Genomic DNA, 18,828 nt, shown 5'->3' on the forward strand with positions numbered 1-18,828 from the left:
ACAGGGTCGACGAGACAGCTCTCTCAGATGTGACGTGGTACCGATGAAAAACTAAAAACGCCCCCTCATCTTGGTTCAGGAGGCTGGATGACGATAGACATGATCAACCGGATCATGGCGCGGTGCATTCGTGTCGATCTCAGCTCCCATTCGTTCAGCAAGAACACGAGACCGTTCGTTGTTCGGGTCGATATAGCTGACGAGTGTTCTTAAACCCAGCTCCTCAAAGGCCCATTTACGCATCCTCAATGCCGCTTCCAAAGCATATCCGTGTCCTTCAAAGCCCTCATAGAGGAACCAGCCCAACTCGTGCTCTGGAAAAAGCGGCCCGTGATTAAGGCCCACCTGACCAACGGTTTTGCCCGTGGTCTTGTCATCAATCATCAATGCACCGTGGCCAAACAAGGTCCAATGCGCGATGTCATGACTGAAAATGCCCCAGGTCACATGCTTGGGGGTTGGCCCGCCCATAAACTGTGAGCGTTCGGACTTCATCAACTGCTCATAAGCAGGCCAATCTTCAATTGTCATCGGCCTTAAGCGTAATCTTTCCGTTTCAAGTGTCGGTATCACAGTCATTTGATCAGTCCAGCAATGAAAAAAGGAATCTCTGAGCGTAATGTCAGCGGCGAACATTATTCCGGCAGATGCTTTGTAAAAAGCAATTTTTAATCTGGCGCACAGGGAACTTTCAATATCGACTAAGCACTCAGGAGTGACATCCAAGATCTTGCTTTTGATTGCACACTTGATTTTGTTAAGGATTCACCCATCTGTTGAAATGAAAAAGGCAGCCCGAAAAACTGCTCGTTCCCATTTGCACATAATCAATACGGAGCCACAATTTTATGAGTGATAAACAAGAATATACCCCACCAAAGGTTTGGGTGTGGGAACAGGAAAACGGCGGCCAGTTCGCAAACATCAACCGTCCTATTGCTGGTTCTACTCATGACAAAGACCTGCAGGTGGGCAAGCATCCGCTGCAGCTTTACTCGCTGGCAACGCCAAATGGTGTAAAAGTCACCATCATGCTGGAAGAGCTTCTGGCAGCAGGTTTCAGCGAAGCAGAGTATGACGCATGGTTGATCAAGATTGGTGAAGGCGACCAGTTCTCCAGCGGTTTTGTTGGCGCAAACCCTAACTCCAAAATCCCGGCACTGGTGGATCACAGCACCGAGACACCAACCCGTGTATTCGAATCTGGCTCTATCCTGCTGTATCTGGCAGAAAAGTTCGGCGCCTTCCTGCCGAAAGATCCGGCAGCACGCACAGAAGCCATGAACTGGCTGTTCTGGCAAATGGGGTCTGCCCCATATCTGGGTGGTGGTTTCGGTCATTTCTACGCTTATGCGCCAGAGAAGTTTGAATACCCGATCAACCGTTTCGCCATGGAAGCAAAACGCCAGCTCGACGTTCTGGACCGCAATCTGGCCGAGCGCCGCTTTATGGCTGGTGATGAGTACTCCATCGCAGACATCGCGATCTTCCCATGGTACGGCGCGCTGGTGCTTGGTTCGCTCTACAGCGCAGCCGAGTTCCTCTCCGTTGACGATTACAAAAACGTCAAGCGTTGGGCAGAAGAAATCGCAGAGCGCCCTGCCGTGAAACGCGGCAAACGCGTAAACCGCACATGGGGTGATGAGGACCAGCAAGTCCCAGAACGCCACGACGCCAGCGACCTGGACCCAAAACCGGCCTCTGAAAAAGCGTAGAGCGTTTATCATAACACAAAAAAACACAAACCCGGCTTCATTGAAGCCGGGTTTGTCAATTGTCTAAACAACAAGAATTTCTTTAGGCGCCAAGTTGGGCTAGTTATCTGACTTTAAAAACTTTTTGCTTAAATCGCTTTACCAATCTTTCGGCAAACCGGTTAAAGACTTTCTCTTTCTCAAAAAAAGTTCCAAACTCGGTCGTATATGCAGCCAAGTTCCCTCTCCCGGGATCTGCAGGGAGATTGAAGTAGAAAACAATTGGCTTATCCTCAGGACCATATTTGATGTAGCCAGCCAATCGACTTTGGCTCATTTCAAAGAGACCAGCGACGGGAGGATTATACTCAATTTCAGTAACTTTAATGGCCAAATCATAGGCAGCAGTATCAACTGGCACCCACTCAGAGCTATCTTCAGCAACTTTTTCAAACTTCTCTTTCAATATCCGGGGTGCAATCTCACCATATTCGGAAGCAGGAACAGAGACACTCACTTTATCAATACGATAAGCTAAGTGTTCCTCCCCCGACTTATTTCTTGAGGCACAAGCGCTTAGAACAAGCACGGAACAGATCACCAACAAAAGCCTGAGCATTTTGCCTAACCATATATACTAATTTTTGATTTGTGCTGAATACACAATCATTGATTGAATAAAAAGGGTAATATCGGTTCTCTTGTGCACCATCCCTCTTTTCCAATCGGAAATTGCGGTAGTTCAATTCCTCGCCTGTCTCCCGGGTTTAAGATTTGTTCCAAAGAGCAAAAAGGAACGAACCATGTCGGAGCTTCTCAAACGGTTTAAGGGCATTACGGAAGACCCAGCCCTCTCCTTTACGCAAAAGGCGCGTTATCTCTCACTGGAGGCGGAAAACTCTCTGCCCTACCCTGAGCTTGATGAGGAAACCGCCAAGGCACTGGAAGAGCGTGTCATCTGCGACATGTATGAGGGGCATGCGCCGTTCAAGCCGCGCTATGTGATGCCCGACTACTCCGTGGTTCTGGAAAAGGGGAGTACCTTCCTTGAGTTGGAACCGGCAACCACCTTGGATGAAGCTATCAACTCCCTCATGATTGCTTATCATCACGTGCCGTCTGTCACCAACATGCCGGTGTTCATTGGTCGCCTCGACAATCTCTTGCTGCCGTATTGCGATGAGGTCAGCGATGAAGATCTTTACAAGAAGCTGAAGCTGTTCTGGCGCTATCTGGACCGTGTGCTGCCGGATGCCTTCATGCACGCCAACGTGGGGCCAACCGACAACCGCGTTGCCCGTACCATCATGCGCATTGATGCGGAGCTGAAGCAGATTGCTCCGAACCTTACGTTCGTCTGGGATCCTGATATCAGCTCTGATGCGATCTTTTCACAGGCTTGCGAAAGCATCATTGAATGTTCCAAACCACACATCGCGAACAACCCACTGCATCAGCCTCTGTTTGATGACTACGGCTATGGTGTCGCCAGTTGTTACAACGTGCTGCCTCTATGCGGTGGCGCGTCTACCCTGACCCGCATCAATCTGCGAGAAGTAGCGCGTCGCTCCAAAGATACTGCAGACTTCTTCGAGAACGTTCTGCCGAAATACATTGACCTCAACTTCCGCCTGACTGAAACGCGGATTGATCATCTCTTCAACAAATCCGGCTTCTTTGAAAGCTTCCTCGTGAAGGAAGGCTGGATCAGCCGAGACCGCTTCACGGCCATGTATGGCATCTTTGCCATGGCGCAGTGCGTGGATGAGTTGCAGGCCAAGGAAGGCCGCGCTGGCAAGTACGGACACGATGAGACCGCCAACCAGCTTGGTCACCGCATCTCCAAAGTGCTGTATGAGGCTGTTGAAACGCGTCCCATGGAACACTGTTGGCGAGGTAAGGCTATGCTGCATTCACAAGCAGGCCTCAGCGATGATGATGGCTGTACGCCGGGTGTTCGCATCCCTTATGGCAGTGAGCCCGATCCGGTCACGCACGTTCAGGCATTGGCAGAGCACCATGCGTTCTATCCATCCGGTGTCTCTGAAATTCTAACACTGGATGAAACCATCGAGAACAATCCAGTCGCGCTGGAGCAGCTTGTGAAAGGTGCGTTCCAACTGGGCTTCCGGGAGTTTTCCGCCAACGTCTCCAACAATGATCTGGTGCGCATCACCGGTTACATGGTGCGCTTGTCAGACATTGCGAAGTTCAAAGAATGCGGTGGGTCTCGCATCAACACAACTGTGCTGGGTGCAGAAGCTGCTGAGACTGGTAAAATACTGGAGCGCACACCACGGGTGATGAGCCATGAACTTGCCCCTCGCTACAGTCAGTAAGGTTTTAAAGTTCTCTTGCGTGGATGGGCCGGGCAACCGGCTTGTCCTGTTTCTGCAAGGCTGCAACTTTGCCTGCCCGACCTGCCACAACCCGCACACCATGAAGCTGTGCAACGATTGCGGCGACTGCGTGCCAGAGTGCCCGACCGGTGCTCTGACCATCGTGCAAGGCAAAGTGGTGCACGACGCGAGTATTTGCGACCAATGCGATAAGTGTCTGGACGTCTGCCCCATCAACGCCAACCCCAAGGTCACGCAATACAGCGTTGATGATGTTCTGGTGCTTTTGTACCAGAACAAACCATTCCTGAACGGCATTACAATTTCAGGTGGGGAAGCTACAACGCAGCTGAAATTCATCATCGCTTTGTTCACAGCGATCAAAACGGATGAAAAGCTGAAGGATCTCACCTGCTTCATCGATAGCAACGGCTATTTGCCCGAACCTGCGTGGAAGACCATTCTGCCCGTGACCGACGGTGTGATGCTGGACATCAAAGCCTTCAACAACACCCTACATCGCCTACTCACCACCCGCAGTAATGAACGCGTTCTGGCCACCGCTAAGCTGCTCTTTGACTCCGGAAAGCTGCATGAACTGCGCTATCTGCTCATCCCGGGCCGCACAGACAGCGATGAGGAAATCGAAGACCTCGCTAACTTCGTTCGTGCACTGGATACAGATACGCCCTTACGCCTCAACACCTTCCAACACCACGGCGTCAAAGGCGAAGCCCTCAACTGGCCCACCATGAAAGAACCAGACGTGGAACGCATCGCAGAGGAGCTGCGATCAGCAGGGCTAACGAATGTAGTGGTGCCAGCGGTTTACATCTGAGAAGCCGCATGATGACCCATAATCGACGAAACACGCGGTTCAAAACAGTTATGCAATTTCTCTAAGTTCTCTTGCATCCATTCAAATGCTCTAAATCGGTCACGTGAGCATAGCGGATCTATCCCACTCAACTCCAAAACAATTCGCGCTTTTTGCTTATCAGGGAGCCGCTGCCAATCTAGGTCCACGCCAATGTCGTCTTTGATTTCACTTTTCTGTAAATACAATTCCTCAAAAAGATCCGAGCAATTTGGAATAAATACCTCTACTCCGATACATTTTCTTCGCGCCACAATTGTCGCGCTTAGATTACATTTTCTACCAAGGTGAAAATGCCCATCGTATCTAACTAGCTTCCTTCGCTTGGGCACTATCGAGCTGTTTTTAACGGCTAAGAAGTTATGAAAATCAGTCCAATACAACCGATAAAGATCCTCTCTCCTCATCGATATAAACACTCCTCAACTAATGTTTTGCCGACTGTAGGTTACGATCGAAAAATGACTTTCTCAACTCTCGAAATCTCTCAATAGCAGGCACCGCCCATTAGCCCTTCCGCTCCATACGAAACTTCTGCGGTGAAACGCCGATGGCGGCTTCAAAGGCGCGGGAGAAGGCGCTGCGGCTGCGGAAGCCGATGAGGTGGGAAACGCGTTCAATCGGGTGGTCAGTTTCCAGCAACATGGTGGCTGCACGGCGCATGCGCACGTCGCGCAGAAGTTCCATTGGGCCACTTCCGTACGCTTCCTGAAAGCGTTTGGCGAAGCCGCTGCGGCTCATGCCAGCGAGGGAGGCAAGGCTCTCGACAGAGTGCGGTTCGCCCGGTGTATCGAGGATGTGCCGAAGCACCGGCCACATGCGCGGATCGCGCAGCGCGGCCATCCATTCCAACCCGCCGCGCTGATCGTTGAAGCGGCGGCGCATCAGTTCGATCATGCATTGCATCAGGAGTGCGCGCACCATGGCGAGGCTTCCGGGCGCAGGGTTGGCAAGCTCCAACAGCAAGCGCCGGATTGGCGCTTCACAGGCATCTTCGCCAGCCTGATTTTCGACAATCGGTTCCTGCACCAGATCAATCAGGTTCTCCATCTGCCGCAAGCTGAGCGAGATACGAGAGCAGATCGCGATGAGCTGGCCTTTGTCCTGTGTGTCACTGTTATGGATCAGGTGTGCCATTTTCAGCTTGTCAGGATTGCAGCTGGGGATTGGATCATGAACCTGCCCGAAGCTACGCAGAACGTGCTTTTTGAGCGCAGGTACGAGGATCAACGACCCTTTGCTGACCGGAATGGCAGGACGTCCCGGCAGCACAAGCTCGCCTTCTCCGGCAAGCACATAGTGCAGCGTTGCCAAAGGGTCTTTGTCCAGATCAAGATCGCAGGCGCCATTCAGCTCGCACAAAGCAAACGGATGCGCCTGTATCTCCATTTCATCGAGAATAAAATGAATATCCATGCTGATCTCTATACGCGTCCAATCGATGAAATGATACATATCAGGACGAAAAGGTACCAATTCTGGACCATAAAGCACATAGCCTATTCCATCCTCTCTTCACCGAACAAGAGAAGGAACAGACGATGTGTAATGATCATGATCACAAGAAAACACTCAGCCGCCGCGATGCTCTGCGAGGTGGTCTGACAGCTGCAGCAGCTGTTGGTGGTGCAGCGATTGCAGGTTCAGCGCACGCCAAAGCGCAGGACAAAGTGAAAGATCCATATGCCCCACCAGCAAAGTCCGTTCTGCCTCCAAGCAACATGAAGCTAGACCTGAGCCGCGCCGCTCTTGTGGTAACAGATCCGCAGAATGACTTCCTGTCTCCTGATGGTGTGACCTGGGGTGTTGTGGGCGAAAGCGTAACCCGCAACAACACAGTCAACAACATCGAGCGCCTGTTCAAAGCCGCAAAAGCAGCAGACATCACCGTGGCCGTTTCTCCTCACTACTACTACCCAACCGACCACGGCTGGAAGTTTGAAGGCGCGCTGGAAAAGCTGATGCACAACATCGGTATGTTTGACCGCAAAGGCGCACTCAACGTGGATGGCTTTGAAGGATCAGGTGCGGACTGGCTGGACGTTTACAAGCCATACATCAACGACGGCAAAACCATCGTCACTTCTCCGCACAAGGTCTACGGCAACGACACCAATGATCTGTCTCTTCAGCTGCGCAAGCAGGGTGTCGATCAGGTTATTCTGGCAGGTATGTCTGCTAACCTTTGCACCGAGAGCCATATGCGCGAGTTGATCGAGCAAGGCTTTGAGGTTGCTGTGGTGAGTGATGGCACAGCTGCTGCTATTATTCCGGATGGTGATGGTTATCTGGCCGCTCTGACCAACTTCCGCTTCATCGCAAACGCGGTCTGGACAACAGACGAAGCTGTTAAGCTGCTTCAGGCTTAACCACCTAGCGCACCGCCTTATTCTTTAAGGTGGTGCGTTCTTTATCTCTCCGTTTCGCTAACACCTCAATTTGAACTGCATGTGCAACCAGTTTCGGTTAGAGAAGAGCTATGGCTCATAAGACGAAAATTGGCCGCCGTGTGGGTGGTTGGCTCTATCTACATCGCTCTGGCGTTGATTTCCTCCCTGCGGAGGAGGCTGAACGGCTGGCTCAGGTCGTGGCGCAGCATCCGGACACCCCATGGAACCTGTGCAAAATCAGCAAGGACAAAGTCTCGCTGCTGCATTACGAGGACTTTGAGATCTCCGGCTTCCCGGCTTTGCTCCACTCCATCACGTTTGATCTTGCAACCCAAACAAGCAAGGCCATCGACTACTCTAAGCGTGAGAACCCGCCAATCCTGCATCGCAAAGAACTGCTCCTGCCGGAAGACGCCCCCAACATCCCAATGTATGCCGCTTTAACGAAGGCCGCCGAAGATGCAGGTCTGTTTGCAAAGCCCGCAGGCATTGGAACGCGCAAGGCGTGGAACAAACGCATTGCTGATGCCGGGTTGAAGTTGGAAGGTCATCAACTGCTGACAAGCAGGTAAGAAGGGAGGCCGCGCCTCCCTCTGTTTCACATGGATTTAAACCAGCCGGATTGAAACACCACCGTCAGCAGTCATCGCACTTCCCGTCACAAAGCTGGATCGGTCCGAAAGCAGAAACAGCGCTGCTTGGGCAATCTCCTTCGGGCTTGCCATGCGTTTGAGTGGATGCAAGCCAGAAATGAAGGCATGTCCCTCCGGGTCATCCCCTGCCATTGCTGTCTTGGTTCCACCGGGGAGCAGCGCGTTGATGCGGATGCCATCTGGTCCATGGTCTGCAGCCAGCGATTTCACCAGCCCAACCAGCCCCGCCTTGCTGGCAGCATAAGCTCCCATACCCGGCATGCCGCTGTTGCAGTGCCCCACAAAGGAGGATGTAAACACAATCGCCCCCTTTGTGCGTTTTTTCAAAGCCGGAATCTGCGTTTTGGCCGCATAAAATGCGCTGGTGAGATTGGTTTGCAGTACATTTTCCCAGTTCGCGCTGTCCATCTCTGGGACCGGCTCCATGTTCCCCACAGTGCCAGCATTGTTGAAGGCCCCATGCAGCACACCATAGGTGTTGAGTGCATGTTCCACCAATGCGGAGGCATAGGCCTCATCAGTCACATCTCCTGCAAGATAAGTGGCTGAACCGCCTTGTTTCGTGATTTTGTCTGCCAGAGCTGCCAGCTCTGCTTCACGTCTGGCCCCAAGCACCACGTTAGCGCCTTCATCGACGAACAGCTCGGCTGCTGCCGCGCCAATTCCGCTGCTTGCACCCGTGATGATGATCGTTTGTCCGTGTAACTCCATGTTTTCCTCCAGTGGTTGACTAGAGGCACTATTGGCGTCTGTGCGGACAAAACCCACCCGATTTGCGAGGTCCCAGATCTTTGAGAACTCGCCTTCATCGCCTAAGGCATCAGATACTGCATTTGAGAGTTTAAGCTATCGACTGGCATATCCTGCACAGGCACAGGCTCATCAGAGGGGAACTTTGCCAGTTCCACCAGTTCATGCACCCAGAAACTGGTGTACTTCACGAACAGTTTGACGGTTTCTGCAAACTCTTCAACTGACAGATTGTCGACTTTAATTGCCTGAGTCAAAAGTACTTCAGAGCTGCGCTGGTTGATTGAAAGCGCAGCGTGGCCGGTGCCCATACCGTTGTAATTGGCTTCCAGAAGGTGCAGGTAGAGGGACTTGGGGACGTTGTTCAGGCTTGCCAAACGGCTGTTGAGCCGGACCACGTTTGCGTTGAAATCCAAGACCTGAAAAAACACCTCAATCTCACCATCAACCGTCAATGAGCAAATATTCTCTGCGTCTAGTTTCAGGTCCGGCAACCCTATCGTCTCGCCGAATTGCCTGAGTGTGTTTTCAACCATTTCCATTTGTCGCCCCTTAATTTGTAAGTGATCTGCTTTTCCTACCCGCAGACCGCGCGAAACCCGGTATTTCCAGAGCCTTCACGAAAAGACGCCGCAAACACCAAGTGCTTTAAAATGTGAGAGGATGCCCTGGCAATCTGCGTTGCCTTTCCTCTCATGCGTGATCAGATTACAGAGTGAGTTCTGTCTTGACGCCCCTCAGCGCAGATGGAATTTCACTCATGATGTCATCAATAAAGTGGATTTCTGAACTCAGGTCCCCAACGGACATGAGGCCGCCTTTCACAAGTCCCTCAAAGACATGAAGCGCACGCTCGGCATGGGCAGAATGGCCGCGCACCAGCCGATCACCATCACCTTTGAAATCATGCAGGCGAATTGCATCACGCTCTTGCGCCGAAAATTGAGAGGCCGCATTTTGCAGCTGTTTTGAAACAAACCCACGTGGGTTATTGGGTTCCAATTTTTCTGCGGCGTGGTGCAACTTCGTAAAGCTCTGATAAGCCTCAGCTAACCTGCCGTCTTTCAAATTGGAGAAAACGGCGGAAACAGCTGAACTTGCAGCTTCTTGCCGGCGGTCTGCCGCTGCATCTGCGTCGGTTTGGCTCCACACAATCTGCTTGGTTGCCATGCCCTCAAAAAATTCTAAAATCTTGCTCGTGGTGCTGTTCGAGCTTTCGCTAATACGCGTTTCGTTGGATTTAGAAACAGTGTGAACACCCAGCTCTGCCGCTTGAAGAGCTGCCGGTGCATTCACCTCCAGCGGGGCATGGTACGAGGACGCTCCGCCAACTGAAATACCCGTCATAATCTAATGCCTAAAGTTCTTCCCATGACTTCAACGTACCCAAAGGCTCACACTTCAGGTGTGTTGAACGAGACAGATCTCTAATTATTTTAGGGATTACTCAGCTAACGGATAGCTGCGAATAAAGCGATCTGTGAAAATCAGCAGGATGATACCGGGAACAGACGCGATGAGGGCAATGCCTGCTCCTGTTGCATCCAGTGCACCGCCGGATATTTTTGCAAACAGCAATGTCGGCAGAGTAATGATTTGCCCCTGCCCGATGAAAAACGTAAGCAAAAACAGGTTAGTTGAGACCAAGAAGGTGAACAGGCAACCTGCAATCACTCCGGGAAGGATCATAGGCAACGTCACGCGGAAGAAAATCTGTCGGCGATTGGCACCAAGAACACGTGCGTGGTCTTCTGCGTCCGTTCCATGCCCCTGATAAACCGCTGTCAGCATACGCACCATGTAGGGAATGGTTGGGATCAGATGTACCACAATGACGCCTGCATAGGTGCCAGCAAAGCCGAGCGCAATAAAGATCATCAGCAGTGCAATACCAATGGCAGCTTCAGGTATGAGAAGCGGCAAAGCGATCAGAAACTCAAGTTGGTTTTTACCGCGAAAGTTCCGCTGTGCCAGCACGCGAGCAGCAGGCAGACAGATGAGCAGGCACAACAGCGTCACTGCAATGCCGATACCAAGCGTGTTGATGGTCGCTTCTGCAACGCGAGAACTTGGCGAGAACACATAGTCCCATGCCAGTGGAAACGGAGAGCGCTCCCGTTGCTCATGCCACCAGACAGTTGGCAAAATGTTCGGCCACGCCCAACGGAAGGCCAAAGACTGGATGATCAGCGGGGCAAACGGTGCGATGGTAAAAGTTGCCATGGCCAACACCAGCAGGCGCTGCCATGGACTGATGGACTTAATGTCCCGGAGGCTGGAGCTCGAACCGATCATCAGACGCGCCCCCTTGCCCGCTCATATCTGCGGTAACCCAACAGGTAAACTGCGAGGAAGATGCCGGAAACCAATGCCAGTGAAACGACCACGGCCATGCCCTGCAACTGGAACGCATAGTTGGCATCCTGAAAATACCGCCAAGCCAACACAGGCAGAGTATCCGGATAACCACCACCCAGAATAAGCGGTGCTTCAAATGCACCGATGTTGAACGCAAAGCAAATCAGCGAGGCAGAGACAATGCCCGGCATGATTTGTGGCAGCGTGACACGCCAGAAAATTTGTCTGGAATTGGCACCCAGCACCATGGCTGCTTCAACCGTATCTTCGCCTTTTCGAGCCAGAACGGCGGAAAGGGTGAGCGTCATAAACGGCACCTGCTTCCAGACATAAACAGCGATAATCCCGCAGCCTCCATGGGTTTTGAGGATCTGTACAAACTGAGCCGGATCATCAATCAACCCAAGACTTGCAGAGATGCGCGAGAGCAGCCCGCCATTGCCCAGCATCACCAGCGCCAGTGCAATACCAACGGTGTAAGGCACCATAAGCGGCAAGCGGATGAGTGCCCCGAAAACTCGCGAGGCTCTGAACTTCTTGGACAGAGCTATGCTGAGAGGGATCGAAATGACGAGGCCAATCAGTGTTGCTGCAAACCCGTAATAGAGCGTCAGGCCCAATGACGCCCAAAAATCAACGGAGAGCCAGAGGCGTTCAAAATACCGAGTTGTTGGAAACTCATTGATACCAAACCACGGCGCATAGCCAAAGCTTTGCAGAATGCCCAGCACGATTGCTCCGCCAAACAACCCCAGCAAAATCACAAGCAAAGGCATCACCTCAGCAACATCACGCAGGTTCTGCATGAGCGCGGGAGATGCGGCCGTTTTGGAGTTTACTGGAAGTGCCTTGGGCATCAGTTTTCGTTTCATAAAAAGCGGATGGCAGAAAGCCGCCATCCGCAAAAATGTTAGTTGTTCAGTTCGCCGGAGACCTGCGCAACGATATCTGCCAGAGGCTTATCGTCTTTGCGCTCGATAACCGCCAGCCAGGTGGCTTCGATCACATCAACAAGACTGGCGTTGGTGTCTGGCGCGATGTTGTCGTCCAACTGCTGTTGAGTCACGCCGTAATGTGGAGGCGCGGAGGCTTCAACTTCTGCCGTTTCTTCCTCACTCAAGCGCCACAGATCCAGACCAACAGGCATGCCTGCGGTTTTCAGCTTGGAGGCCTGCGCTTCCGCCGAAGAGAAGTAGTTGATGGCCACAAGAGCTGCTGCCGGATGTGGGCTGTTGAGTGGAACGGCAAGGTAGTTCTTGTTCTTGATCATGTTGCCAGCCGGGAAGATCATCTCTTCCGCCTGTTCCGGATAGGCACCGGTGATTAGGCCGTTATGGTTGCCAAACACACCAAACTTGCAATTGAAGTGCACTTCAGAATTGAGGAAGAGATTATCGAGTTCACCAGAATTTTCAGCATAACGTGGCTTGCCGGAAGCTCCGCCTAATAGCAATGGTTCGATGCTTTTCAGGTACTCAATACCCGGCTTCATCAGGCGTGCCAGCTCTTCGCCGCCCATCTCTTCAAAACTCTGCTGGTAAGGCGCAGCCCCGGTGCCGTCCGGATTGTGCGCATAAAGGACAGACTGCACAAAGGTGTTGCCCAGATAATGCGGAGGCTTCACATAAGTGAACTTGCCCGGATTGGCTTCCAGATAGGTCTTCAGCTGAGCAAAGGTCGCTGGTGTGTTTTCTGCAGAGACGTGGGCGCGGTTGACGGAGCACACATACTGCTCACCAGACCAGGGCATTTCCTGAAAACCGGTTTCAACGCCAAAATCACGCAGGTTGAGAAGTGAACGCGGATCGCTCTCATCCCACTCAAAATTCACAGAGTTGGGCAGGCGATTGGCAAAAGCACCCCACAACGCATTTTGCTGCTTGAGAGAGTAAAAATTTTCGCCGTTGACCCAGACCAGATCCACACTGCCCTGTTCTTCGCCGCGGCCTGCTGCCAGCTCAGCGATCACCACATCAACCGTGTCTTTGGTCGCCGTGATCCGCACAGGGTTCAGCTTCACTCCTTCTGCGGCCAGTGCTGGTGTTGCAACCTGATCGACCCAAAGGTTGATGATGTCAGACCCGCCCCAGTAATAAAAGTTGACGGTGCCTTCATCACGCGCTTTTGCGGTGACATCTTCCCACCCCAGATTGCCCTTCAGAAACTCACTGCGGAACATGCCCGGAGCATCTTCTGCCTGCACAGCGCTGCTCCAGCTGACAACAGCGAGCGTGCTTGCAAGTAGCATCTGTTTGGTGCGTGACTTTGTGTTCTTCATAAATTGCCCCCAACCGGTTCTTCAGCCGCTTTTACTGCAGCAGCCAAATTTGCTCTGGCGGTAAGGTCACAGTGACCGCATCGCCTGTTTTTCTTTTGATTGTAGATGCTTCCTCAACGGTCAGAGATCCTTCTCCCACCTGAAGCGTGTAGCGCATCATCGCGCCAAGAAACTCTGCTCGAGTGATTGTGCCGGAGAACGCATTTTTCTGCGATGCTTCGCGGCACTCTTCAATCTGTATGCTTTCAAATCGCAGCATAGCCTTTGATGGTTGTTTAGTGCCAAGGCCTGATCCAGCTCCCAGTATGAGCTGGCCATAAGGGCTCTCGATATGCCCATCACATGTTGGTGTGCATGCAAAGATATTGGAATGCCCCATAAAACGGGCAGTCTGTTCATTAGCTGGACGCTGGTAGATCTCATCAGGAGCTGCAAGGTGGGCAATTTTACCGTCAAACATCACCGCAATCCGGTCCGCCAGATCCATCGCCTCAATCTGGTCATGGGTCACCAGCAGCGTCGTCATGCCATACTCATCATGCAGATCGCGAATAAACTGGCGCATCTCAGTACGCAGCAGCGTATCAAGGCTCGCCATTGGCTCATCCAGCAACAGCACTTCAGGCTTGGTCACCAACGTACGTGCAATCGCAACGCGCTGCATTTGCCCACCGGACAGCTGTGCAGGAAAGCGCTTGGCAAACGCCGAGAGACGGACAGTCTCCAGCATCTCGCCCACCTGCCGCATCTGCTCATCTGCTGAAAGGCCGCGCACAGACAGACCAAAGGCCACGTTCTGCTCAACTGTCATATGTGGGAACAGGCCGAAGCGCTGAGAAACAAGGCCGACTTTTCGCTTCTGAACAGGCAGAGTGGTCACATCCCACCCATTGAACCAGATGGAACCGGAGGTCGGTTGCTCCAAACCACAGACCATACGCAGGCTCGTGGTTTTACCGCAGCCAGATGGGCCCAACAGCACCAGAAACTCGCCGCACGCCACATCAAGATCAATGGCATCAACCGCTGGCGTTCCTGAGAACACTTTTGAGAGGTTTTTCAGCTGAACCTGCGTCACATGGCGCCTCTTCACTCATCTTGATCGGGACGTTTGCGTCCATCTGTTATTATTGTTGCTTTCAAGCTGCAGCGAAACCTGCGCAATGGCACAAGCCTACCCTATAAATCGGAGGAGGTCAGGTTTCTCTTGTCAGTTGAGTGATTTGCACACTATGCCAGTGCGTTACTGACGGTACAGTAAAACCGGCGTGAGTTTAACGTTATGAGGGCTACCATACAGGATATCAGCGACTTGCCCTCACCCAAAGCGCTCAGTTCGCACAGATATGCCGTCAGCAAGCGCACTGCTCGCCACAGGTATCCTCATTCAACTATTGGATAAAAGGAAAATTGAGAGCCCGACAATCCCGAAGCGATACACCAAGATGTTCAAGCATCAGATTTATCAAAAGCAAACCAGAACTGTTCCGCCACTGGTTTTGTCTGTGAATAGATTTTTCGGAAAGGCGCTGGAAAGTTTGCCTTAGCAAAAGAAATGTCTCCATCCAGAAAATGCTTGCGATAAATCCTCTCAACATCTTTGGAAAGAACTGTTGCTCGTTCACCTTGTTTGCAATAATCAAGCGCGCATTTGAGCAGCACACCACGAAGCCCTGCGTCCTCGATTGCAGAAAGCTGCGGAATAATCGATAGTCCAAGTTCACTCAGGCCTGAATTCGCTCGATGGCTGATATCATCGGGCTCCAGAAGTTTTTTCTCGTAGAACTTGTTTATGAAGTCAACATACTCAACCGGATATTTCTCCATCGCCTCCTGGGGCAGGTATATAACAGAAACCTTCTCAAGTTGCTCTGCAACGCTTTGCCATGCGAATGAGGGCGTGACCACCTTATTTGCAAATTCATGAAAGGTTTTTGGAGTCCCTTGCCACGACAGGCAATGAAGGAAAAACGAGACCAGAAAATCAGTGCGGTTTCGCACCGTGACCAATGTTTTAACTTGCACACCTCGTCGCTCCAGTTCTTTCACAAGCTGAGAGTAACGCTTGACGTTAGGATAGAACTGCTTGTGAACAAACGCCTTCCCCATGAGCCTTTCGTGAGAGATCCTATACGTGTCTGTCTCTGGCTTAGCAATTGCTTCCTGAAACAGATCCGCTAGTTCCTCTGCTTTAGGTTTGATCATACGATTTTCATAGAGCTGCAAAAATGGGCTAGTTTTGAAATCTGTTCGATCATCAAATAAATCGGGATGTTTAGAATAGAGCTGCTTTTGCAGCGCGGTTGTGCCAGTTTTATGTGCACCAATATGAACAAGAACTTTTTTCATGATAAAAACCTTAATGCAATTCTTTACGAAGCAGACATTCATATTGAAAAACAGAAACTGCAATAGATTGTTAATCCAGCATCCGTTCAGCCTAACCACATTGGCCTGTACTGCTATTCCCGAAAATTAGCCCCTTTAAAGGGAGAGGCCATGTTCATCAGTGAGCCCTCTCAATCCTGATTAGTGCGGGCCGGCTTCGACAAGAAATTGCTGGAGCTGTAGGCTGCGCACCGCAGTCTGGTCTCCCATGCAAACGGACATGGCAAGCGATGCGTTGCTGCCTCCCTCATAAATCAGCGCATTCGCGGAGCACGTATCATCACGAAACTTGATCCAGTTGCGTTGCGCATTCTTCAGGCTGGCTTTCACATTGGTGCTGGCCACCTTCATGATCTCAGCATACGCAGTGTTGAAGCGCTGGTCCCACACCATATACTCCTGCACTGCGCAGAAAATCATGTGGCTGTTTTGGTACTGACTACCGATACACTGCTCCATCACCTCTCCAAAGCAAGCCATAGCCGGATAGCCACCGCCCTTCTCTTCTACACACTTTGCGATAGTCGCGGCCTGTTCCTCCGTTGGCTCATCAGCAGCCTGAGCGAGAGAACAGAGTGAAAGAACCAACGAGAGCGAGAACAGAGACGTGCGCATAAAACTCATAGAAACCTCAAAGTAATTTTCTCTATAAAATGTGATAGGTGATCCACTATGAGAAATTACTAAACCAACTCTCTGAGAATAGCCTAGTCATTCTCCGCAATACTTCGCAGATTTCCCACCATAGTTACATGACAAACGAGTTTGGTTTGAAACGCCACACAAGATCGAAGCGGGTCATTCAACTTGATGCGCCTTTGCGGTCGGTCCTCAAAACTGGGCGAAACCGATTCAATTACAAGAAGTGCAGATCGAAAGGCGCTATATTACGCTTTTGTGAGGGGCTGGGGAAAACGCACGTTGTGCGCATTTTGCAAGCACTGCTTCCCATTGGTTTGCCAACTAATAAATATTCAATTATTTCAGAGCCTTGCGAGAGTTCATAAAATTCAACCTCATAAGTTTGCTGTGATCACGTAACATCTCAAAAAACGCAATTATTGCGCAAATTTCTCGTCATAATTGAGCTAAGCATATTGAGTTATTGGCATAAGTGTCTTAAGTTATTTATTAAATCATTGAGGTGGCTAATTTGGTTGCCGGATCGATTTCAAGAATCCGCTAAAGCTCCCAAGGCACGCGAGCGATCCCTTGCTTCCCTTCTCGTCCAAACGGGGAAGCGAGAGATCTCGCATATTCTGATAGTCCGACAACTCCTGCTTAAAGACCTTTGCCGTGCATCACGACAACTGCGTTTAAGTGAGCCTCCTATTAATAACCGCGAGAGCTGAATCCGGAGGCTGTGATGGGCAGTTTTGAAATACTTCTACACCTTGCTGCCGGCATTTCCCTATTATTTTGGGCCACCAGAATGATCCGGACAGGCGTTGAGCGGGCAGTTGGTCAAAAATTCCAAGGTTGGATGCAGCAAGCTTCTAAAAACCGCTACACCAGCTTCACAACCGGCTTTTTAGTCTCCATCATCTTGCAGAGTGCAACGGCTACAGCCATTCTTGCGCGCGGGTTCATCAGCAAAGGCTCCATTACGCTGGCAGCTGGTCTTGCCATCATGCTTGGCGCAGACCTTGGCTCCACCATGGTCGTTCAGGTGCTCTCATTGGACCTCAGCTGGTTGCTACCGGTTTGTCTTGTTGTTGGTGGCGCCTTGTTCTCGCGCGGCAGCACACGCACCATGCGCCAGACGGGCCGCATCATCATTGGCGTGGGGCAAATGCTGATCGCACTGTCTTTCATCGGCATGGCCTCCGAGCCTCTGCGTGAAAGTGGAGCTCTGCCAGTTATCCTGAACCTGCTGATCGGTGACCCATTTGTTGCGATCATCACTGCAGCTGCTTTGACCTGGCTGCTGCATTCATCCGTTGCAGTGGTTCTCATGATCATGACACTGGCAAGCACCGGCGTGCTGCCGATGGAAGGTGCTCTGCTTTTCATTTTAGGTGCAAACATCGGTTCCAGTATTATCCCTCTGGTCCTTACCATGAGCGATAGTGCAGATGTACGCCGTGTACCGCTTGGCAATATGATCTTCCGCGTGGCCGGTGTGTTGATCACATTGCTGCTGATGCGCTTTGATGTGTTCACCATCGACATGTTGGGCGATGATCCGGCACGCGCGATTGCAAACTTCCACAGTGGGTTCAACCTTGCTGTTGTTCTGCTGGGCATTCCAACCATTGGCCTTGTCGCTCGCCTGACCAAACTCATCATCTCTGATAGCGCAGGCCAGTCTGACGAAGATGCTGTTATGGAGCGCCTCAGCCTGCTTGACCGCAAGCTGCTGGAGACCCCCGACCTCGCCTTTAACGCTGCTACCCGTGAAATGCTGCATATGAGCGAAAAGGTGGAAGCCATGCTGCGTGGTGTGATGGTGGTGTTCCGTGGCGATGATGCAAACACAGCCAGACGGTTGATGAAGATGGATGACGAGATCGACGATCTGCACCGCTCCATCAAAGAGTATCTGACTGATGTGACCACCAAATCCATGAGCGACGAGGACTATCAGAAGTATACGGAATTGATGAACTACTGCGTTTGTCTGGAACAGATGGGCGATGTCGTTCAGCGCAACCTGCTTGTTCTGGCAGAGAAGAAATCCGGTCTCAACAAGGAGTTCTCGCAGGAAGGCTGGAAGGAAATCAAAGTCCTCCACGCCGCAGTGCTGCAAAACCTGCAACTCTCTCTGCGTGTGCTCATCACTCGCGATGCTGAGCTTGCACGGGATCTGGTTGCTCGCAAGGTTCTTGTGCGTGAGTTGGAATACAAGAGCCGCGATGCACACCTGCGCCGCCTGAGCCAGAACCGTCAATCCAGCCGGACAACAAGCTCCATTCATCTGGAAACCATCAGTGATCTGAAGTATCTGAATGCGCTTTTGACCACTGTCGCCTACCCGATTGTTGAGGGGGAAGGCGAACTACTGCGTAGCAGGCTCACCAACGAGCCACAGAAAAACCCGGTTAGCGCCGTACCAGTGGGCACATAAGCGCCTCTCCTAACTTTGAGGGAGGCACGGCCGA

19 protein-coding genes are annotated in these 18,828 nt (G+C 51.6%); 6 read left to right on the forward strand and 13 right to left on the reverse strand.

Going from position 1 to position 18,828, the window contains the following annotated elements:
- Window positions 1-75: 75 nt before the first annotated feature.
- Window positions 76-579, reverse strand: coding sequence for a GNAT family N-acetyltransferase (locus tag DHN43_RS18620; RefSeq protein ID WP_108819622.1), 504 nt, complete (start codon window positions 577-579; stop codon window positions 76-78).
- 269 nt (window positions 580-848) lie between these two features.
- Here DHN43_RS18620 and yghU point away from each other — a divergent pair, with 269 nt between their 5' ends.
- Window positions 849-1,715 carry a glutathione-dependent disulfide-bond oxidoreductase gene (yghU, locus tag DHN43_RS18630; RefSeq protein ID WP_057460868.1) on the forward strand — a complete coding sequence of 289 codons (867 nt, stop codon included), beginning with the start codon at window positions 849-851 and terminating at the stop codon, window positions 1,713-1,715.
- 103 nt (window positions 1,716-1,818) lie between these two features.
- Here the strand turns inward: yghU and DHN43_RS18635 are convergent, their stop codons facing one another.
- Complete coding sequence (locus tag DHN43_RS18635; RefSeq protein ID WP_159096936.1) at window positions 1,819-2,283, reverse strand: hypothetical protein; 465 nt, start codon at window positions 2,281-2,283, stop codon at window positions 1,819-1,821.
- Between the two features lie 214 nt (window positions 2,284-2,497).
- On the opposite strand from DHN43_RS18635, the gene DHN43_RS18640 reads away from it, so the two are divergent.
- Window positions 2,498-4,033 carry a YjjI family glycine radical enzyme gene (locus tag DHN43_RS18640; protein WP_108819624.1) on the forward strand — a complete coding sequence of 512 codons (1,536 nt, stop codon included), beginning with the start codon at window positions 2,498-2,500 and terminating at the stop codon, window positions 4,031-4,033.
- Complete coding sequence (locus tag DHN43_RS18645) at window positions 4,005-4,871, forward strand: YjjW family glycine radical enzyme activase (RefSeq protein WP_108819625.1); 867 nt, start codon at window positions 4,005-4,007, stop codon at window positions 4,869-4,871. Before DHN43_RS18640 ends, DHN43_RS18645 begins: the two co-directional genes overlap by 29 nt.
- On the opposite strand, the gene DHN43_RS27635 is transcribed toward DHN43_RS18645, so the two are convergent.
- Complete coding sequence (locus DHN43_RS27635; protein WP_108819626.1) at window positions 4,862-5,317, reverse strand: DUF4268 domain-containing protein; 456 nt, start codon at window positions 5,315-5,317, stop codon at window positions 4,862-4,864. The genes DHN43_RS18645 and DHN43_RS27635 overlap by 10 nt on opposite strands.
- Window positions 5,318-5,417: 100 nt before the next feature.
- The gene (locus tag DHN43_RS18655; RefSeq protein WP_108819721.1) at window positions 5,418-6,326 is read right to left on the reverse strand and encodes a helix-turn-helix domain-containing protein; all 909 of its coding nucleotides are present in this window, start codon (window positions 6,324-6,326) and stop codon (window positions 5,418-5,420) included.
- A 125-nt stretch (window positions 6,327-6,451) separates the two neighbouring features.
- Here DHN43_RS18655 and DHN43_RS18660 point away from each other — a divergent pair, with 125 nt between their 5' ends.
- Together DHN43_RS18660 and DHN43_RS18665 are read left to right on the forward strand one after the other, a co-directional pair.
- The gene (locus DHN43_RS18660) at window positions 6,452-7,279 is read left to right on the forward strand and encodes a cysteine hydrolase (protein WP_063319869.1); all 828 of its coding nucleotides are present in this window, start codon (window positions 6,452-6,454) and stop codon (window positions 7,277-7,279) included.
- Between the two features lie 110 nt (window positions 7,280-7,389).
- Window positions 7,390-7,872, forward strand: coding sequence for a hypothetical protein (locus tag DHN43_RS18665; protein ID WP_108819627.1), 483 nt, complete (start codon window positions 7,390-7,392; stop codon window positions 7,870-7,872).
- 36 nt (window positions 7,873-7,908) lie between these two features.
- On the opposite strand, the gene DHN43_RS18670 is transcribed toward DHN43_RS18665, so the two are convergent.
- The 9 genes from DHN43_RS18670 to DHN43_RS18710 form a co-directional block, all read right to left on the reverse strand.
- Window positions 7,909-8,664 carry an SDR family oxidoreductase gene (locus tag DHN43_RS18670; RefSeq protein ID WP_108819628.1) on the reverse strand — a complete coding sequence of 252 codons (756 nt, stop codon included), beginning with the start codon at window positions 8,662-8,664 and terminating at the stop codon, window positions 7,909-7,911.
- A gap of 101 nt (window positions 8,665-8,765) precedes the next feature.
- Window positions 8,766-9,245 (reverse strand): type III secretion system chaperone, encoded by a 480-nt coding sequence (locus tag DHN43_RS18675; RefSeq protein ID WP_108819629.1) that lies wholly within the window; start codon window positions 9,243-9,245, stop codon window positions 8,766-8,768.
- 166 nt (window positions 9,246-9,411) lie between these two features.
- Complete coding sequence (locus DHN43_RS18680) at window positions 9,412-10,050, reverse strand: hypothetical protein (RefSeq protein ID WP_108819630.1); 639 nt, start codon at window positions 10,048-10,050, stop codon at window positions 9,412-9,414.
- A 96-nt stretch (window positions 10,051-10,146) separates the two neighbouring features.
- Window positions 10,147-10,998, reverse strand: a complete 852-nt coding sequence (locus DHN43_RS18685; protein WP_208987785.1) for an ABC transporter permease — start codon at window positions 10,996-10,998, stop codon at window positions 10,147-10,149.
- Window positions 10,998-11,918, reverse strand: coding sequence for an ABC transporter permease (locus DHN43_RS18690; protein WP_108819631.1), 921 nt, complete (start codon window positions 11,916-11,918; stop codon window positions 10,998-11,000). Before DHN43_RS18690 ends, DHN43_RS18685 begins: the two co-directional genes overlap by 1 nt.
- A 53-nt stretch (window positions 11,919-11,971) precedes the next feature.
- Window positions 11,972-13,339 carry an ABC transporter substrate-binding protein gene (locus tag DHN43_RS18695; RefSeq protein ID WP_108819632.1) on the reverse strand — a complete coding sequence of 456 codons (1,368 nt, stop codon included), beginning with the start codon at window positions 13,337-13,339 and terminating at the stop codon, window positions 11,972-11,974.
- A gap of 31 nt (window positions 13,340-13,370) precedes the next feature.
- Window positions 13,371-14,417, reverse strand: coding sequence for an ABC transporter ATP-binding protein (locus DHN43_RS18700; protein WP_108819633.1), 1,047 nt, complete (start codon window positions 14,415-14,417; stop codon window positions 13,371-13,373).
- Window positions 14,418-14,788: 371 nt separating this feature from the next.
- Window positions 14,789-15,688, reverse strand: a complete 900-nt coding sequence (locus DHN43_RS18705) for a sulfotransferase domain-containing protein (protein ID WP_063303067.1) — start codon at window positions 15,686-15,688, stop codon at window positions 14,789-14,791.
- A gap of 180 nt (window positions 15,689-15,868) precedes the next feature.
- Complete coding sequence (locus DHN43_RS18710; protein ID WP_108819634.1) at window positions 15,869-16,351, reverse strand: lysozyme inhibitor LprI family protein; 483 nt, start codon at window positions 16,349-16,351, stop codon at window positions 15,869-15,871.
- Window positions 16,352-17,093: 742 nt separating this feature from the next.
- On the opposite strand from DHN43_RS18710, the gene DHN43_RS18715 reads away from it, so the two are divergent.
- Window positions 17,094-18,794: a Na/Pi cotransporter family protein gene (locus tag DHN43_RS18715; protein ID WP_108819635.1), complete on the forward strand. Its 1,701-nt coding sequence runs from the start codon at window positions 17,094-17,096 to the stop codon at window positions 18,792-18,794.
- Window positions 18,795-18,828: the final 34 nt, after the last annotated feature.

Origin of the sequence: Pseudovibrio sp. Alg231-02 (genome assembly GCF_900143565.1) — a bacterium.
Lineage (GTDB): Bacteria > Pseudomonadota > Alphaproteobacteria > Rhizobiales > Stappiaceae > Pseudovibrio.

Excerpts from the sequence above, each read along its gene's own strand:
- DHN43_RS18620 (WP_108819622.1), bottom strand. The coding sequence starts at position 579 with ATGACTGTGATACCGACACTTGAAACGGAAAGATTACGCTTAAGGCCG.
- yghU (WP_057460868.1), top strand. The coding sequence starts at position 849 with ATGAGTGATAAACAAGAATATACCCCACCAAAGGTTTGGGTGTGGGAA.
- DHN43_RS18640 (WP_108819624.1), top strand. The coding sequence starts at position 2,498 with ATGTCGGAGCTTCTCAAACGGTTTAAGGGCATTACGGAAGACCCAGCC.
- DHN43_RS18645 (WP_108819625.1), top strand. The coding sequence starts at position 4,005 with ATGAACTTGCCCCTCGCTACAGTCAGTAAGGTTTTAAAGTTCTCTTGC.
- DHN43_RS27635 (WP_108819626.1), bottom strand. The coding sequence starts at position 5,317 with ATGAGGAGAGAGGATCTTTATCGGTTGTATTGGACTGATTTTCATAAC.
- DHN43_RS18655 (WP_108819721.1), bottom strand. The coding sequence starts at position 6,326 with ATGGATATTCATTTTATTCTCGATGAAATGGAGATACAGGCGCATCCG.
- DHN43_RS18660 (WP_063319869.1), top strand. The coding sequence starts at position 6,452 with ATGTGTAATGATCATGATCACAAGAAAACACTCAGCCGCCGCGATGCT.
- DHN43_RS18665 (WP_108819627.1), top strand. The coding sequence starts at position 7,390 with ATGGCTCATAAGACGAAAATTGGCCGCCGTGTGGGTGGTTGGCTCTAT.
- DHN43_RS18670 (WP_108819628.1), bottom strand. The coding sequence starts at position 8,664 with ATGGAGTTACACGGACAAACGATCATCATCACGGGTGCAAGCAGCGGA.
- DHN43_RS18675 (WP_108819629.1), bottom strand. The coding sequence starts at position 9,245 with ATGGAAATGGTTGAAAACACACTCAGGCAATTCGGCGAGACGATAGGG.
- DHN43_RS18680 (WP_108819630.1), bottom strand. The coding sequence starts at position 10,050 with ATGACGGGTATTTCAGTTGGCGGAGCGTCCTCGTACCATGCCCCGCTG.
- DHN43_RS18685 (WP_208987785.1), bottom strand. The coding sequence starts at position 10,998 with ATGATCGGTTCGAGCTCCAGCCTCCGGGACATTAAGTCCATCAGTCCA.
- DHN43_RS18690 (WP_108819631.1), bottom strand. The coding sequence starts at position 11,918 with ATGCCCAAGGCACTTCCAGTAAACTCCAAAACGGCCGCATCTCCCGCG.
- DHN43_RS18695 (WP_108819632.1), bottom strand. The coding sequence starts at position 13,339 with ATGAAGAACACAAAGTCACGCACCAAACAGATGCTACTTGCAAGCACG.
- DHN43_RS18705 (WP_063303067.1), bottom strand. The coding sequence starts at position 15,688 with ATGAAAAAAGTTCTTGTTCATATTGGTGCACATAAAACTGGCACAACC.
- DHN43_RS18710 (WP_108819634.1), bottom strand. The coding sequence starts at position 16,351 with ATGAGTTTTATGCGCACGTCTCTGTTCTCGCTCTCGTTGGTTCTTTCA.
- DHN43_RS18715 (WP_108819635.1), top strand. The coding sequence starts at position 17,094 with ATGGGCAGTTTTGAAATACTTCTACACCTTGCTGCCGGCATTTCCCTA.